Source organism: Methylobacillus draconifructus (assembly GCF_045984355.1).
GTDB lineage: Bacteria > Pseudomonadota > Gammaproteobacteria > Burkholderiales > Methylophilaceae > Methylobacillus > Methylobacillus flagellatus_A.
The window spans coordinates 246,164-259,338 of sequence record NZ_JBJQII010000004.1 but is presented as its reverse complement, the minus strand read 5'-3'; the positions used below and the strand labels follow the sequence as shown (position 1 = coordinate 259,338).

General features: G+C 54.3%; 21 protein-coding genes. 5 read left to right on the top strand and 16 right to left on the bottom strand.

Annotated features, from left to right (window positions below; all coding sequences use genetic code 11):
* Nucleotides 1-205 precede the first annotated feature (205 nt).
* Complete coding sequence (locus tag ACJSDX_RS10235; RefSeq protein ID WP_407994587.1) at nt 206-487, top strand: hypothetical protein; 282 nt, start codon at nt 206-208, stop codon at nt 485-487.
* 65 nt (nt 488-552) lie between these two features.
* Here the strand turns inward: ACJSDX_RS10235 and radC are convergent, their stop codons facing one another.
* The gene (gene radC, locus ACJSDX_RS10230; RefSeq protein ID WP_407994586.1) at nt 553-1,227 is read right to left on the bottom strand and encodes a RadC family protein; all 675 of its coding nucleotides are present in this window, start codon (nt 1,225-1,227) and stop codon (nt 553-555) included.
* Nucleotides 1,228-1,294: 67 nt separating this feature from the next.
* On the opposite strand from radC, the gene coaBC reads away from it, so the two are divergent.
* The 4 genes from coaBC to rpmG all read left to right on the top strand — a co-directional run bounded on the left by coaBC (nt 1,295) and on the right by rpmG (nt 3,472).
* Nucleotides 1,295-2,494, top strand: a complete 1,200-nt coding sequence (gene coaBC, locus ACJSDX_RS10225) for a bifunctional phosphopantothenoylcysteine decarboxylase/phosphopantothenate--cysteine ligase CoaBC (RefSeq protein ID WP_407994585.1) — start codon at nt 1,295-1,297, stop codon at nt 2,492-2,494.
* Between the two features lie 36 nt (nt 2,495-2,530).
* Nucleotides 2,531-2,983, top strand: a complete 453-nt coding sequence (gene dut / locus ACJSDX_RS10220; RefSeq protein ID WP_309564210.1) for a dUTP diphosphatase — start codon at nt 2,531-2,533, stop codon at nt 2,981-2,983.
* Between the two features lie 86 nt (nt 2,984-3,069).
* Nucleotides 3,070-3,306: a 50S ribosomal protein L28 gene (gene rpmB / locus ACJSDX_RS10215; RefSeq protein WP_407994584.1), complete on the top strand. Its 237-nt coding sequence runs from the start codon at nt 3,070-3,072 to the stop codon at nt 3,304-3,306.
* Nucleotides 3,307-3,316: 10 nt separating this feature from the next.
* Nucleotides 3,317-3,472, top strand: coding sequence for a 50S ribosomal protein L33 (rpmG, locus tag ACJSDX_RS10210; RefSeq protein WP_011478679.1), 156 nt, complete (start codon nt 3,317-3,319; stop codon nt 3,470-3,472).
* 107 nt (nt 3,473-3,579) lie between these two features.
* Here the strand turns inward: rpmG and ACJSDX_RS10205 are convergent, their stop codons facing one another.
* The 15 genes from ACJSDX_RS10205 to rpsH all read right to left on the bottom strand — a co-directional run bounded on the left by ACJSDX_RS10205 (nt 3,580) and on the right by rpsH (nt 13,171).
* Entirely contained in the window at nt 3,580-4,887 is a 1,308-nt protein-coding gene (locus tag ACJSDX_RS10205) for a mechanosensitive ion channel family protein (protein ID WP_407994583.1), read from the bottom strand.
* On the bottom strand, nt 4,884-6,323 hold the full coding sequence (gene mgtE / locus ACJSDX_RS10200; RefSeq protein ID WP_407994582.1) for a magnesium transporter: 1,440 nt from the start codon (nt 6,321-6,323) through the stop codon (nt 4,884-4,886). Before mgtE ends, ACJSDX_RS10205 begins: the two co-directional genes overlap by 4 nt.
* A gap of 324 nt (nt 6,324-6,647) precedes the next feature.
* Nucleotides 6,648-7,043 carry a 50S ribosomal protein L17 gene (gene rplQ / locus ACJSDX_RS10195; protein WP_407994581.1) on the bottom strand — a complete coding sequence of 132 codons (396 nt, stop codon included), beginning with the start codon at nt 7,041-7,043 and terminating at the stop codon, nt 6,648-6,650.
* Nucleotides 7,044-7,053: 10 nt separating this feature from the next.
* Nucleotides 7,054-8,040, bottom strand: coding sequence for a DNA-directed RNA polymerase subunit alpha (locus ACJSDX_RS10190; RefSeq protein ID WP_309564207.1), 987 nt, complete (start codon nt 8,038-8,040; stop codon nt 7,054-7,056).
* 81 nt (nt 8,041-8,121) lie between these two features.
* Nucleotides 8,122-8,511, bottom strand: coding sequence for a 30S ribosomal protein S11 (gene rpsK, locus ACJSDX_RS10185; RefSeq protein WP_011478671.1), 390 nt, complete (start codon nt 8,509-8,511; stop codon nt 8,122-8,124).
* 13 nt (nt 8,512-8,524) lie between these two features.
* Complete coding sequence (gene rpsM / locus ACJSDX_RS10180; protein ID WP_407994580.1) at nt 8,525-8,887, bottom strand: 30S ribosomal protein S13; 363 nt, start codon at nt 8,885-8,887, stop codon at nt 8,525-8,527.
* Nucleotides 8,888-9,013: 126 nt separating this feature from the next.
* A complete protein-coding gene (gene rpmJ / locus ACJSDX_RS10175; protein WP_081620790.1) occupies nt 9,014-9,127 on the bottom strand; it encodes a 50S ribosomal protein L36 in 114 nt (37 codons plus the stop codon).
* 22 nt (nt 9,128-9,149) lie between these two features.
* Entirely contained in the window at nt 9,150-9,368 is a 219-nt protein-coding gene (infA, locus tag ACJSDX_RS10170) for a translation initiation factor IF-1 (protein ID WP_011478668.1), read from the bottom strand.
* A gap of 8 nt (nt 9,369-9,376) precedes the next feature.
* Nucleotides 9,377-10,699, bottom strand: coding sequence for a preprotein translocase subunit SecY (gene secY, locus ACJSDX_RS10165; protein ID WP_407994579.1), 1,323 nt, complete (start codon nt 10,697-10,699; stop codon nt 9,377-9,379).
* 7 nt (nt 10,700-10,706) lie between these two features.
* Nucleotides 10,707-11,141 carry a 50S ribosomal protein L15 gene (rplO, locus tag ACJSDX_RS10160; RefSeq protein WP_309564205.1) on the bottom strand — a complete coding sequence of 145 codons (435 nt, stop codon included), beginning with the start codon at nt 11,139-11,141 and terminating at the stop codon, nt 10,707-10,709.
* Nucleotides 11,141-11,338 (bottom strand): 50S ribosomal protein L30, encoded by a 198-nt coding sequence (gene rpmD / locus ACJSDX_RS10155; protein ID WP_309564204.1) that lies wholly within the window; start codon nt 11,336-11,338, stop codon nt 11,141-11,143. The genes rplO and rpmD overlap by 1 nt, the downstream gene beginning before the upstream one ends.
* Before the next feature lie 5 nt (nt 11,339-11,343).
* A complete protein-coding gene (rpsE, locus tag ACJSDX_RS10150) occupies nt 11,344-11,853 on the bottom strand; it encodes a 30S ribosomal protein S5 (RefSeq protein WP_011478664.1) in 510 nt (169 codons plus the stop codon).
* Between the two features lie 15 nt (nt 11,854-11,868).
* Nucleotides 11,869-12,222, bottom strand: a complete 354-nt coding sequence (gene rplR / locus ACJSDX_RS10145; protein ID WP_309564203.1) for a 50S ribosomal protein L18 — start codon at nt 12,220-12,222, stop codon at nt 11,869-11,871.
* Between the two features lie 9 nt (nt 12,223-12,231).
* Complete coding sequence (rplF, locus tag ACJSDX_RS10140) at nt 12,232-12,765, bottom strand: 50S ribosomal protein L6 (protein WP_407994578.1); 534 nt, start codon at nt 12,763-12,765, stop codon at nt 12,232-12,234.
* A gap of 10 nt (nt 12,766-12,775) precedes the next feature.
* Entirely contained in the window at nt 12,776-13,171 is a 396-nt protein-coding gene (gene rpsH, locus ACJSDX_RS10135) for a 30S ribosomal protein S8 (RefSeq protein ID WP_309564201.1), read from the bottom strand.
* Between the last annotated feature and the right edge of the window lie 4 nt (nt 13,172-13,175).

Sequence of the window (13,175 nt, the reverse complement as noted above, 5' to 3'; positions counted from 1 at the left end):
ATTGCAACATTGAATGAGATGTTTGGCTAGCGTCTGTAACCGGATCGCCAGCTCAGGCTTATTGGCCGCCTCATCCTGTCATGCTGAACATGAATCTCGCTGCCCTAAATCTCACCAGCCCCGGAACCAACCCTCTAGGTGCATGTCAGTCCTGACAATGGCACAATTGTGCATTACAAATAATTACAAATCCGGAGATCATGACATGAAACACTTTCTGCTTGCCGCAGCGCTTGGCAGCATATTGGCGGTGCCTGCCTGGGCGGAAGAGCCAACCCCCCCGCAGCATGCGACCACTGCCGAGGGTGAGCGCATCATTCTCAACGAAGACGGCAGCTGGCGTTATGCCGACCAGGAGAAAACCCAGCCGAGGAAATCCGCCAAGGACTGCCCGCCCGGATCGCAAGGCGGCTGGTTCGGCACCCGCTGCATCCCGCCAGGCGACAAGGACTTCAACCGTGGCTCCCTCAGCGGCAAGGGGCGCTAGGATAGGCTAACCAGGACCGTTGCGCCAAGTTTTGCAGGCGCTTTTAATAGCGATACTCACGGCCTCTAAAGCAACCCGCGTTCAGAAAATGACACGATCTGGTTGCCAGCCACGACAAAATGGTCGAGCACGCGGATATCGATCAGGTTGAGTGCGGCCTTCAATGCCTGGGTCAAATCACGGTCGGCCTGACTGGGCTCGGCGACGCCGGAAGGGTGGTTATGCGCGAATATCATGGCCGCGGCGTTGTGGCGCAAGGCGCACTTGACGACTTCGCGCGGGTATACGCTGGTCTGGGCCAGCGTGCCGCTGAACAGCTCCTCGATCGCCAGTACCCTGTGCTGCGAATCAAGAAAAATCCCCATGAACACCTCGCGCGGCAGAGCGCCGATCCTCAAACTCAAATACTGCCGCACCGCCTGGGGCGAAGTCAGCACATCGCGCCCCTGCATCTGCTCCAGCAGCGCCCGGCGGCTCATCTCGAAAATCGCCTGCAACTGCACGAACTTGCTCACGCCCATGCCATGCACCTGGCAAATCTCATCGACACTAGCCGCGAAAATGCCATTGAGGCTGGAAAACCGCGTAAGCAGATCGCGCGCCAAGTCTACCGCGCTCTTGCCGGCCACGCCCGTGCGCAGGAAAATCGCCAGCAGCTCGGCATCTGAAAGCGCCATCGCCCCCGCCGCCAACACCTTCTCCCGGGGCCGCTCCCCCTCGGGCCAATCAGTAATCGCCACGCTTCAGCCTTTCATATAAAATCAAGCAACTCTATATCGCAGTTTTGCTGCACCCGCACATTTCCTGATGAGCCATTATTCCATAAAAAAACTCTTGCTCGGCGTTACGGGCGGCATTGCTGCCTATAAGGCGGCAGAGTTGGTCAGGCTGCTGGTCAAGCAGGACATAGAAGTGCAGGTGGTCATGACGTCGGCAGCGACGCAATTCGTCACCCCGATGACCTTCCAGGCGCTCTCTGGCAAACCGGTCTATACCGATCTATGGCAGCCGGACAATGGCAATGGCATGGCGCATATCGACCTGTCCCGCCAGGTGGATGCCGTCCTGGTGGCGCCCGCCAGCGCGGATTTTCTCGCCAAGCTGGTGCATGGCGCCGCGGACGACCTGCTCTCCACGCTTTGCCTGGCCCGCGACTGCAAACTGCTCGTCGCTCCCGCGATGAACCAGCAAATGTGGAACAATCCGGCCACCCAGCGCAATATCCGCCAATTGCAGCACGACGGCATCAGCATCCTGGGGCCCGCCAGCGGCTCCCAAGCCTGCGGCGAGACCGGCCCCGGCCGTATGCTTGAGCCAGAAGAACTGGTGGAGCGCTTACTCTCCAGCTCCCAGCCCAAACTCTTTGCCGGCAGGCGCATCCTCATCACCGCCGGGCCAACGCAGGAAAGCATAGACCCGGTTCGCGTCATTACCAATCACAGCTCGGGCAAGATGGGCTACAGCATTGCCCGCGCAGCTATCGAGATGGGGGCGGAAGTGACTTTGGTGAGCGGCCCGGTCGCATTACAGGCCCCCTCTGGCGCCAACACCATTCCTGTCACCAGCGCCCAGGAAATGCTCGCTGCCGTCGAGGCCAACATGAAGAACCAGGACATCTTCATCTCGGTCGCGGCCGTCGCGGATTACCGTCCCGTCAAGACAAGCCAGCATAAGATCAAGAAAAGCGCAGCGCCACTCACCATCACGCTGGAAGCCAACCCGGATATCCTCGCCACCGTGGCCTCACGCCCTGATGCGCCATTCTGCGTCGGCTTTGCCGCCGAAAGCGAGAACCTGCTGCAATATGCCGACGAAAAACGCCGCAGGAAGCGTCTACCATTGATCGCAGCCAATATCGCCAGCGAAGCATTGGGACAAGACCAGAGCAGCTTGGTATTGCTTGATGACGAGGGAGCGCATCCCCTGCCGCAGGCGCCCAAGCTCATGCTGGCGCGTAGCCTGTTGCAACATATCGCGGCTATGATGGATAAAAACCGCGTTGGATAAGCCGACCCCAGACAAACCAACCAAGAAAGCACATTCATGAGCCTCAAGATAGACGTCAAGATACTGGATAACCGCTTGCAGCATATGTTACCCAGCTATGCGACGCCAGGTTCCGCAGGCCTGGATCTGCGTGCGTGCATAGAGCATACGCAAACGCTGGCCCCGGGCGAAACCATCATGATCCCCACCGGCATGGCGATCCACCTGGCCGACCCGCACTATGCCGCCCTGATCCTGCCGCGTTCGGGCCTAGGCCACAAGCACGGCATCGTCCTCGGCAACCTGGTCGGCCTGATCGACTCCGACTACCAAGGCCAACTCCTGGTTTCCTGCTGGAACCGCGGCAAGGAAAGTTTCATCCTCAACCCGCTGGAGCGCATCGCCCAATTGGTGATTGTCCCTGTCGTGCAGGCAAGCTTCAATATTGTCGACGACTTTCAGGCCAGCGAACGCGGCGCAGGCGGCTTCGGCAGCACTGGCAGACAATAAGTCCCTGATAAAAATCTTTGAATTCACTTGAAAAGATATCGTTTTTCATGGTATAAATGCGGTCTTTTCGAATTTCGGAGTCCGCCATGGCACGCGTATGTCAGGTAACCGGCAAAAAGCCGATGGTTGGGAATAATGTTTCCCACGCAAATAACAAGACCAAGCGTCGTTTCCTTCCCAACCTGCAAAACCGCAAGTTCTGGGTTGAGAGCGAAAACCGCTGGGTTAGCCTACGTATCACCAATGCTGCTCTGCGCACTATCGACAAGAATGGTATCGATGCTGTTCTGGCTGATCTGCGCGCCTGCGGCGAAAAGATCTAAGGACTGAATCATGCGTGAAAAAATCAAACTGGAATCCAGCGCAGGTACTGGTCATTTCTACACCACGACCAAGAACAAGCGCACCATGCCAGAGAAGATGGAGATCAAGAAGTTTGATCCCGTTGCCCGTAAGCATGTCCTGTACAAGGAAACCAAGCTGAAGTAATTGAACCATTGGTGAAATTGGAAAAGCCCGCAATTGCGGGCTTTTTATTTGTTATTTGACGTAGATAACCGTTTAGCGCCTGGCGCCCCCCCCCCCTCAAAAACCGGTCAGCTTGCCGCGCCATTGGGCGTATTATCCGCATCTGCGGGATTGGCCAAGCCGTGACCAAAAACATGCACCTCGCGTTGCGGGAATGGAATCGAAATGCCGCGCGCCTTGAACTCATCCCATAAGTTCAAATAAACAGTGGACGGAATATCGCCCGCCCCATTCTCAGGGTCAGGCACCCACACTGTCAGGTTGAGATCTATACCGCTTTCGCCGAAACCGACCAGCTTAGCATCCGGCGCGGGGTCCTTCATCACACGCGGGTGCCGGCTTGCCACTTCCTTCATCAGTTCCAATGTCGCCCTTAAGTCGGTGTCGTACCCCACTTGAATAGGCAAGGCGATCTTGACGCGTCTGCGGGTGGCCGTATGGTTGACCACCGCGCTGGTAATCAGGGTTTCATTAGGAATGATCACATCTGTCCCATCCAGCTGCCGCAATACCATATACCGCGAGCGCAACTCCTGCACGCTGCCGTAATAGGAACCAATGGTGACAAAATCTCCCAGACTCATGGATTCGTCTAGCAGAATGATGAACCCGCTGACATAATTGCTCGCAATCTTCTGCAGGCCAAAACCCAGCCCTACCCCCAATGCCCCGCCGAACACCGAGAGCAGGGTGATATCGAGGCCAACCGCAGACAACGCCACCAGTACGGCAATGAACACGAAGGCGATGCGGATTACCTTGTTGATCACCACCCGCATATTGATGTTGATATTGGTGGCGAGCATCAATTTGTTTTCGATCAGGCGGCTCAACCACAAGGCGATGAACACGGTGATCAACACCGTGAACAACCCTTGGATCACCAGCCACAAGCTGACGGCGCTCTTGCCGATATTGAAACGTACGCCATCGAGCGCTTCGATAATGTCGGGCAGCAGGCCCGTCACATGCAGCACCAGGATCAGCCAGACGAGCGTAGAGAATATATTCTCTGTCGTCCTCAGCCAGCCGCTGGGTGAAAAGACGTATCGCAACACATACACGGCCAGGCGGATGACCGCCATGGCAATCAGCAGGCGCGAAGCCAGCTCCAGCAAGCTCGCGCTGTACCAATGGCCGATAACCAATTGTCCAACTAACACCATGACCAGCGAGGAAATCGGGAACAGGACGCGCGTCAGACCTTCGATCGCCGCGGGGTGGGCATTGCTGTTGGCAAGACGCGCACGTTGCAGGCTGTTGATGGACCAAGCCGTCAACAGGCTGGCGACGATGATGCCCACCTGCCATAGCACGGCTGCCGAGGAGAAATCATGGACAAGATCTTGCCAGACCGAGAAGATCGTATTGTTCATAGCAAGAAGATCGTTGCAAGTCCGAGGAAAATAAAGAACCCGCCGCTATCCGTCACTGCAGTGATCAGGACGCTGGAGCCGACTGCAGGATCACGGTTGAACTTTGTCGACATCACCAAGGGGATCATCACGCCCATCACGGCAGCCAGCAGCAGGTTCAAGGTCATCGCGGCTGTCATCACGACACCCAGGGCGATATTATTGTAAAGCAGGTAGGCGATCACCCCGAGCACGCTGCCCCAGATCAGGCCGTTGAGCAGCCCCACGCCGGTTTCCTTGATCAGCAGCGACTTGGTGTTGTGGCTGGAGATCTGGCCCAGCGCCAGGCCGCGCACAATCATGGTCGTCGTCTGGTTGCCTGAGTTGCCGCCTATTCCCGCCACGATCGGCATCAGCGCGGCCAGGGCCACCACCTTCTCGATAGACCCTTCAAACAAGCCGATGACGCGGGAGGCGACAAATGCCGTCACCAAATTGATGGCGAGCCACATCCACCGATTCTGCACCGATTTCCATACCGATGCGAAGATATCCTCCTCTTCGCGCAGACCTGCCATGGACAACATGTCGCTTTCCGCTTCCTCACGGATGTAGTCCATTACCGTATCCACGGTGAGACGGCCTACCAGGCGGTTGTTTTCATCCACCACAGGAGCAGTCACCAGATCGTACCGTTCGAACGCTTTGGCCGCTTCGTCGGCCTTGTCTTCGGGATGGAACACCACGGCGTCATCCGCCATGATCTCGGCGACGCCGGAATCCAGATCGTTCACCACCAGGCGCTTCAAGGGCAGCACGCCGCGCAACACGTCATTGCGGTCGACGACGAATAATTTGTCCGTGTGGTCCGGCAAGCTGCCAATACGACGCAGATAACGCAAGGCCACTTCCAGGGTAATGTCTTCACGGATCGTGATGATATCGAAGTCCATCAGGCCGCCAACAGCATCGTCGGAATAAGCCAATGCGGACTGCAAGCGTTCGCGGTTGCGGCTATCCAGGCTCTCTAGCAGCTCTTGCAGCACGTCCTTGGGCAAGTCGGGCGCCAGGTCGGCCAGCTCATCCGTATCGAGCTGTTCTGCGGCGGCGAGCAGCTCGTCGCTGTCCATGTCCGCGATCAGCGTCTGCCGTACCGCGTCCGAGACTTCCAGCAGGATCTCGCCATCGCGCTCGGCCTTGACTAGGTCCCAGACGTCCAAGCGCTGCTCTAGCGGCAACGCTTCCAGGATATAGGCCACGTCAGCCGGATGCAGGCTATCCAGTTTCTTTTGCAGCTCGGCAAGGTTTTGCCTGTGCACCAAGGTCTGCACGAGCTCCTGCTTGGGCATGTCCTGCTTATGCACCAATTCCTCAACCAGGCGGTGCTTGTTCAGCAGGGTGATAACCTGCTGCAGGCTTTCCTGCAAACTTTCCTTCGATTCCTGAATATCCGCCATATGCTCTTGAAACCTGTGCCAATATGTTGAGGGAAATGCCTGGCAGGCATTGGTCGCAGTAAGAAATTATATATTCAGCATTGATGCCACTTCAGCAAATACTAAACTATTTCTTTAAGTATCTTGGGATAAGCCAAAGATTTTTCTATCAATGCTACGCAATGCAAATGAAGAAAATCATCAGTTATAGACTGCAATGATGACTTCCCTTTGACAGATTGCGCGGTTCAAACCACAGATTTGCCATGACAATGTATTTGGCAAAGGCTTGATAATAAAAAAGCCGGTTCAAGAACCGGCTTTTTCCAGGCTAAGGCTGAGCGCTTATTCAGCTGCTACAACTTCACCATCTGTAGCCAGTTCTGGGCGGTCAACCAATTCGACCAATGCCATAGGCGCATTGTCGCCTACGCGGAAACCGCACTTCAAGATACGCAGGTAGCCGCCATTGCGAGTTTGGTAACGAGGACCCAACTCGTTGAAAAGCTTACCGACAATATCGCGGTCGCGAAGACGGCTGAACGCCAGGCGGCGGTTAGCCAGAGTCGCTTCCTTGCCAAGGGTGATCAAAGGTTCTGCTACACGACGCAGTTCCTTTGCCTTCGGCAAGGTCGTCTTGATGACTTCATGGCGAAGCAGAGAGTTAGCCATGTTACGCAGCATAGCTTGACGATGGCTACTGGTGCGGTTTAGTTTACGATTGCTGTTGCGATGACGCATAGTGATTCCCTCACACCTTTTCCAGGCCCGCAGGTGGCCAGTTTTCTAGTTTCATGCCCAATGTCAGGCCCTTGGAGGCCAGTACATCCTTAATCTCATTCAAAGATTTACGGCCTAGATTTGGTGCTTTCAACAGCTCATTTTCAGTACGCTGAATCAGGTCACCAATGTAATAAATATTTTCCGCCTTCAAGCAGTTGGCAGAACGCACGGTCAATTCCAGATCATCCACCGGACGCAGCAGGATAGGATCTACCTGAGGCGCTTGCTTCACTTCGATCTCAGAAGGAGCGCCTTCAAGATCAGCGAATACGGAAAGCTGACCCATCAGGATGCGTGCAGCGTCACGGATAGCCTGTTCAGGCTCAACCACGCCGTTGGTCTCGACATCCATGATCAGCTTGTCCAGGTCAGTACGCTGCTCAACGCGTGCGCTTTCGACTTGGTAGCTTACCTTGCTGATCGGGCTGAAAGAAGCATCCACCTGGATGAAACCCAATACACGGTCTTCATCTTCGCTCTTCTGGCGCTGCGGAACAGGCTGATAGCCACGGCCCATCTCGACCTTGACTTCAAGGTTGAGCTTGCCGCCCTTGGTCAGGTGAGCAATCACATGATCAGGATTAGCAATTTCAGCATCATGGCCAGTCTCGAAATCACCGGCAGTTACCACACCTTCGACACTCTTGTTCAATGTCAAAGTAGTTTCGCTCTTGCTGTTCAGCTTGAGTGCAACACCCTTGAGGTTCAGCAGGATATCTACCACGTCTTCCTGCACACCATCCAGCGTGGAGTATTCATGCACCACGCCATCAATCTTGACTTCGGTAATAGCGAAGCCAGGAATGGAAGACAGCAATACTCGACGCAGGGCGTTACCCAGCGTATAACCAAAACCACGCTCCATTGGCTCCAGTGTCACACGTGCACGCACGGGCGAAATCACGTCAACGTCAACGACGCGTGGCTTTAAATATTCAGTCGGACTGTTTTGCATAGCTATCCTTACGGTCCTCGATTTCTTTAAATAAATCAACCACGACAACCCAGTTATCGTGGCTGCAACCTGATATCCAGCTTAGATACGACGCTTCTTCGGTGGACGGCAACCGTTGTGTGGCACGGGGGTCACGTCGGAGATGCTGGTGATCTTGAAACCAACGGCATTCAATGCGCGCACAGCGGATTCGCGACCTGGGCCCGGGCCCTTGATGCGCACTTCCAGATTCTTGACACCGCACTCCTGAGCAGCCTTGCCGGCAGCTTCAGCAGCCACCTGGGCAGCAAAAGGCGTACTCTTACGGGAACCCTTGAAGCCTGCGCCGCCGGAAGTTGCCCAAGACAAGGCATTACCTTGGCGGTCAGTGATTGTGATGATGGTATTGTTGAAAGAAGCATGCACGTGAGCGATGCCCTCGGCAATATTCTTTTTGACTTTCTTGCGTACGCGTACGTTAGCTTTAGCCATTATTTGCTATTCCTTACTTGGATGCCTTGATAGGCTTGATTGGACCCTTGCGAGTGCGCGCATTGGTCTTAGTACGTTGACCACGAACCGGCAAACCACGACGGTGACGGATGCCGCGATAGCAGCCAAGATCCATCAGACGCTTGATGTTCATCGTCACTTCGCGGCGCAGGTCGCCTTCCACTTGCAGCTTGGCGACTTCATCACGCAGCTTTTCAACTTCAGCGTCGTTCAAATCCTTGATCTTCGCTGTCGCGTCTACGCCTGCAGCCAGACAAATTTGTTTTGCCGTAGTACGGCCCACACCGTAAATCGAAGTCAATGCGATTTCAGTATGTTTATGATTTGGGATGTTTACCCCTGCTATACGAGCCATGTAGCTACTCCAAAATAATGGCGCATCGTTTAATCAAATCGCCAAAAAAGCCCAAAATTTTAACAGCTTGACCGGGTTTTAACAAATAGATTAAAAACCAGCCCCATTTAAAACCACGTTACCGGATTAACCTTGGCGTTGCTTGTGACGTGGGTCAGTGCAAATAATACGCACAACACCACGGCGGCGAACCACCTTGCAATTACGGCACAATGTCTTCACTGATGCACGAACTCTCATCTCTCACCTCTTCGCAAAAATCTTACTTGGCGCGGAAAATAATCCGCGCACGCGATAAATCATAAGGAGTCATTTCCACGGTGACCTTGTCACCGGGCAGGATACGAATATAGTGCATGCGCATCTTGCCTGAAATATAGCCCAGCACGACATGGCCATTTTCCAGTTTGACCCTAAACGTTGCATTCGGGAGGTTCTCGAGAACCTCGCCTTGCATTTCAATACGATCTTCTTTTGCCATACCGCCAATTAACGCGGGAGACCCGCCCCACCCTTAAAGTTAGCTTTTTTCAGCAAGCCTTCATATTGATGCGACATCAAGTGGGATTGCACTTGTGCCATAAAATCCATGGTGACCACCACGATAATCAACAAAGAAGTACCACCGAAATAGAACGGCACATTGAACTTCAGGATCAAGAACTCAGGCAGCAAACATACCGCAGTGATATAGAGAGCACCAGCCAGGGTCAGACGACCCATGATGCGATCGATATATCGCGCAGTCTGCTCACCAGGACGGATCCCTGGAACAAATGCACCACTCTTCTTCAAGTTGTCCGCTGTTTCTTTTGGGTTGAATACCAACGCGGTATAAAAGAAACAGAAGAATATAATTGCCGTAGCAAAGAAAATAATATACAGCGGCTGGCCTGGGGAAAGGGTTGAACCAATATCCTTCAGCCAAGACATGCTTTCGTGGCTACCGAACCACCCAGCCATCGTGGCCGGGAACAAGATAATGCTTGAAGCAAAAATCGGCGGAATCACACCAGCCATGTTGAGCTTCAATGGCAAGTGGCTAGTTTGGCCACCGAACACCTTGCGACCAACCTGGCGCTTCGCGTAGTTCACTGTAATCTTGCGCTGGCCGCGTTCGACAAACACCACGAACGCGGTCACAAGTACGGCAGCGACAAACAGGAACAGTACCAACGGAATCGAGAACGCACCTGTGCGTGCCAACTCCAGAGTACCGCCAATCGCATGTGGCAAGCCTGCGACGATACCGGCGAAAATGATGATGGAAATACCATTACCAATACCGCGCTCGGTAATCTGCTCACCCAGCCACATCAAGAACATGGTACCGCCGACCAAGGTAATCACCGTGGTGAAGCGGAACATGAAACCTGGATCCAGCACCAGGCCGGCCTGTCCTTCCAATGCGATGGCAATGCCCAATGCCTGGAATGTAGCCAAGAATACCGTGCCATAGCGCGTGTACTTGGTGATAGTGCGGCGACCGCTCTCGCCTTCCTTCTTCAACTGCTCCATGCGCGGGGAAACCACGGTCAGGAGCTGCATGATGATGGAGGCCGAGATATACGGCATGATACCCAAGGCAAAAATCGTAAAACGCTCCAGGGCACCGCCCGAGAACATATTGAACATGCCGAGGATACCGCCGCTCTGCGACTCGAACAGTCGGGCCAGCACATCCGGGTCGATACCGGGAACCGGAATGTGCGCACCAAGACGGAAAACGATCAAGGCACCCAATACGAAAAGCAAGCGGTTTTTCAACTCGCTTACTTTTCCTACCGCACCGAAAATACTATCGTTAGCCACGAATTGATTACTCTACAATCTTGCCGCCAGCTGCTTCAACCGCAGCACGAGCACCCTTGCTCAGCGCCAGGCCTTGAACTGTCACAGCACGGGTCACATCGCCAGAGAGATATACCTTCACAGCGCGAGCGCTGCCAGGGATCACATTGGCTTGCTTCAATGCCAACAGGTCAATCACGTCAGCTTCGATGCGGACCAGATCTGCGGTGCGTACATTGGCAGTATCAGCCTTGGTCAAGGAATTGAAACCACGCTTAGGCAGACGACGTTGCAAAGGCATTTGACCGCCTTCGAAACCCACCTTGTGGAAACCACCGGCACGGGACTTCTGACCCTTGTGGCCGCGGCCACCAGTCTTGCCCAGGCCGGAACCAATACCACGACCAACACGACGCTTGGCGTGCTTAGCGCCTTCAGCAGGCTTGATAGTATTCAGCTTCATTATGCTTCTACCTTTAACAGATAGCTCACCGCATTGATCATGCCGCGATTGGCAGGAGTATCCTGCACTTCAACGGTCTGATTCAGGCGACGCAGGCCCAGGCCGGCGACGCTCGCGCGATGAGACTTGATTCTACCGATGGTGCTCTTGACCAAAGTAACCTTGATCAAATCATTTGCTTTCTTTGCCTTAGCCATGATGATTAACCTCTGATTTCTTCTACGCTCTTGCCGCGCTTTGCAGCAATCTCAGCAGGAGTATTCATGGACTTCAAGCCGTTCAGGGTGGCGCGTACGACGTTGTATGGATTGGTGGAACCAATACATTTCGCCAATACGTTGGTCACGCCCATCACTTCGAAGATGGCGCGCATTGCACCGCCGGCAATAATACCGGTACCTTCGGAAGCAGGCTGAATGAACACCTTGGCAGCACCATGAACACCGGTAACAGCGTGATACAGGGTGCCATTGTTCAGGCTTACCTTGATCATGCTGCGACGAGCTTCGTCCATCGCCTTTTGCACGGCAACCGGCACTTCACGCGCCTTGCCCTTGCCCATACCTACGCCACCATCACCGTCACCTACTACGGACAGTGCGGCGAAACTCATGATCCGGCCACCCTTCACCACTTTGGTGACGCGGTTGACGCCGATCATTTTCTCGCGCAAACCATCGGTTTGCTGCTGTTCAATTTCAACTTTTGCCATCATCAACCTCAGTCTTTAGAAGGACAAGCCGTTTTCACGCGCGGCATCAGCCAACGCCTTGATACGGCCATGGTACTTGTAGCCGGAACGGTCAAATGCAACAGTGGTGATCCCTGCAGCCTTGGCCTTTTCCGCGATACGCTTACCGACCACTGCGGCAGCGGCGATATTGCCACCGTTCTTGATGTCGTTGCGAACTTCGACCTCAAGGGTGGAAGCACTAGCAAGCACCTTGTCACCAGTTTCGGCAATAATCTGAGCATAGATGTGGCTGTTGCTACGATGCACACTCAGGCGGATAGCTTTCAACTCGGCGATCTTGGCACGGGTTTTACGTGCACGACGCTGACGTGAATTCACATTACTCATAGCTACACCTTACTTCTTCTTGGTTTCTTTGATAATCACCACTTCATCGGCATAGCGAACACCCTTGCCCTTATAAGGCTCTGGAGCGCGGTACGCACGAATCTGCGCGGCAACCTGACCAACCACCTGCTTGTCGGCACCGGTCAGCACAATCTCGGTAGGAGACGGTGTTTGCACGGTGACGCCTTCAGGCATCTTGTGGTTCACTGGATGGGAAAAACCCAGGTCCAGGTTCAGGTTAGTGCCCTGCGCCTGCGCCTTGTAACCCACACCAACAAGAGTGAGCTTGCGGGTAAAACCCTGAGAAACACCTGTTACCATATTGAACACCAAGGCACGCAAAGTACCGGACATGGCACGTGCATGTTGCGACTCACGGGCAACAGCAAACGTCAGATTGTCGCCATCACGCTCGATAGCAACATCGCCACTCAATGGGAGGGACAATTTGCCGAGCGGGCCGCTGACTGCAATGTTGCCGGCGCTCAATACCACTTCAACCTTGGCGGGGATAGCGACTGGATTTTTAGCTACACGAGACATTGATTTCTCCTTAAGCCACTACGCACAGCACTTCGCCACCGATACCGGCGTCACGTGCTTTACGATCAGTCATTACACCCTTGGATGTGGAAACAATCGTCACACCCAACCCATTCATTACCACTGGAATCTCCTGATTGCCGCGATAGATGCGCAGGCCTGGACGGCTTACGCGCTCAATCTTCTCAATCACTGGACGGCCAGCATAGTACTTCAAGCTGATGTTCAGCTGCGGCTTGCCATCGGCATCCTGCACAGCGAAATCATCAATATAACCTTCATCCTTCAGCACGGCTGCGATAGCACGCTTGAGCTTGGATGACGGCATGGAAACAGAGACCTTGTTAGTGCTTTGCGCATTACGGATACGCGTCAGCATATCGGCAATCGGATCACTCATACTCATACTA

What these genes read in the sequence shown, in the direction of transcription:
- ACJSDX_RS10190 (WP_309564207.1), bottom strand. Translation starts at nt 8,040, where the DNA reads ATGCAAAACAGTCCGACTGAATATTTAAAGCCACGCGTCGTTGACGTT.
- rpsM (WP_407994580.1), bottom strand. Translation starts at nt 8,887, where the DNA reads ATGGCTCGTATAGCAGGGGTAAACATCCCAAATCATAAACATACTGAA.
- ACJSDX_RS10205 (WP_407994583.1), bottom strand. Translation starts at nt 4,887, where the DNA reads ATGAACAATACGATCTTCTCGGTCTGGCAAGATCTTGTCCATGATTTC.
- rplF (WP_407994578.1), bottom strand. Translation starts at nt 12,765, where the DNA reads ATGTCTCGTGTAGCTAAAAATCCAGTCGCTATCCCCGCCAAGGTTGAA.
- mgtE (WP_407994582.1), bottom strand. Translation starts at nt 6,323, where the DNA reads ATGGCGGATATTCAGGAATCGAAGGAAAGTTTGCAGGAAAGCCTGCAG.
- rpsH (WP_309564201.1), bottom strand. Translation starts at nt 13,171, where the DNA reads ATGAGTATGAGTGATCCGATTGCCGATATGCTGACGCGTATCCGTAAT.
- dut (WP_309564210.1), top strand. Translation starts at nt 2,531, where the DNA reads ATGAGCCTCAAGATAGACGTCAAGATACTGGATAACCGCTTGCAGCAT.
- rplQ (WP_407994581.1), bottom strand. Translation starts at nt 7,043, where the DNA reads ATGCGTCATCGCAACAGCAATCGTAAACTAAACCGCACCAGTAGCCAT.
- rpmG (WP_011478679.1), top strand. Translation starts at nt 3,317, where the DNA reads ATGCGTGAAAAAATCAAACTGGAATCCAGCGCAGGTACTGGTCATTTC.
- rpmB (WP_407994584.1), top strand. Translation starts at nt 3,070, where the DNA reads ATGGCACGCGTATGTCAGGTAACCGGCAAAAAGCCGATGGTTGGGAAT.
- coaBC (WP_407994585.1), top strand. Translation starts at nt 1,295, where the DNA reads ATGAGCCATTATTCCATAAAAAAACTCTTGCTCGGCGTTACGGGCGGC.
- ACJSDX_RS10235 (WP_407994587.1), top strand. Translation starts at nt 206, where the DNA reads ATGAAACACTTTCTGCTTGCCGCAGCGCTTGGCAGCATATTGGCGGTG.
- rplO (WP_309564205.1), bottom strand. Translation starts at nt 11,141, where the DNA reads ATGAAGCTGAATACTATCAAGCCTGCTGAAGGCGCTAAGCACGCCAAG.
- rplR (WP_309564203.1), bottom strand. Translation starts at nt 12,222, where the DNA reads ATGAGTAATGTGAATTCACGTCAGCGTCGTGCACGTAAAACCCGTGCC.
- rpsE (WP_011478664.1), bottom strand. Translation starts at nt 11,853, where the DNA reads ATGGCAAAAGTTGAAATTGAACAGCAGCAAACCGATGGTTTGCGCGAG.
- rpmJ (WP_081620790.1), bottom strand. Translation starts at nt 9,127, where the DNA reads ATGAGAGTTCGTGCATCAGTGAAGACATTGTGCCGTAATTGCAAGGTG.
- rpsK (WP_011478671.1), bottom strand. Translation starts at nt 8,511, where the DNA reads ATGGCTAAAGCTAACGTACGCGTACGCAAGAAAGTCAAAAAGAATATT.
- infA (WP_011478668.1), bottom strand. Translation starts at nt 9,368, where the DNA reads ATGGCAAAAGAAGATCGTATTGAAATGCAAGGCGAGGTTCTCGAGAAC.
- rpmD (WP_309564204.1), bottom strand. Translation starts at nt 11,338, where the DNA reads ATGGCTAAGGCAAAGAAAGCAAATGATTTGATCAAGGTTACTTTGGTC.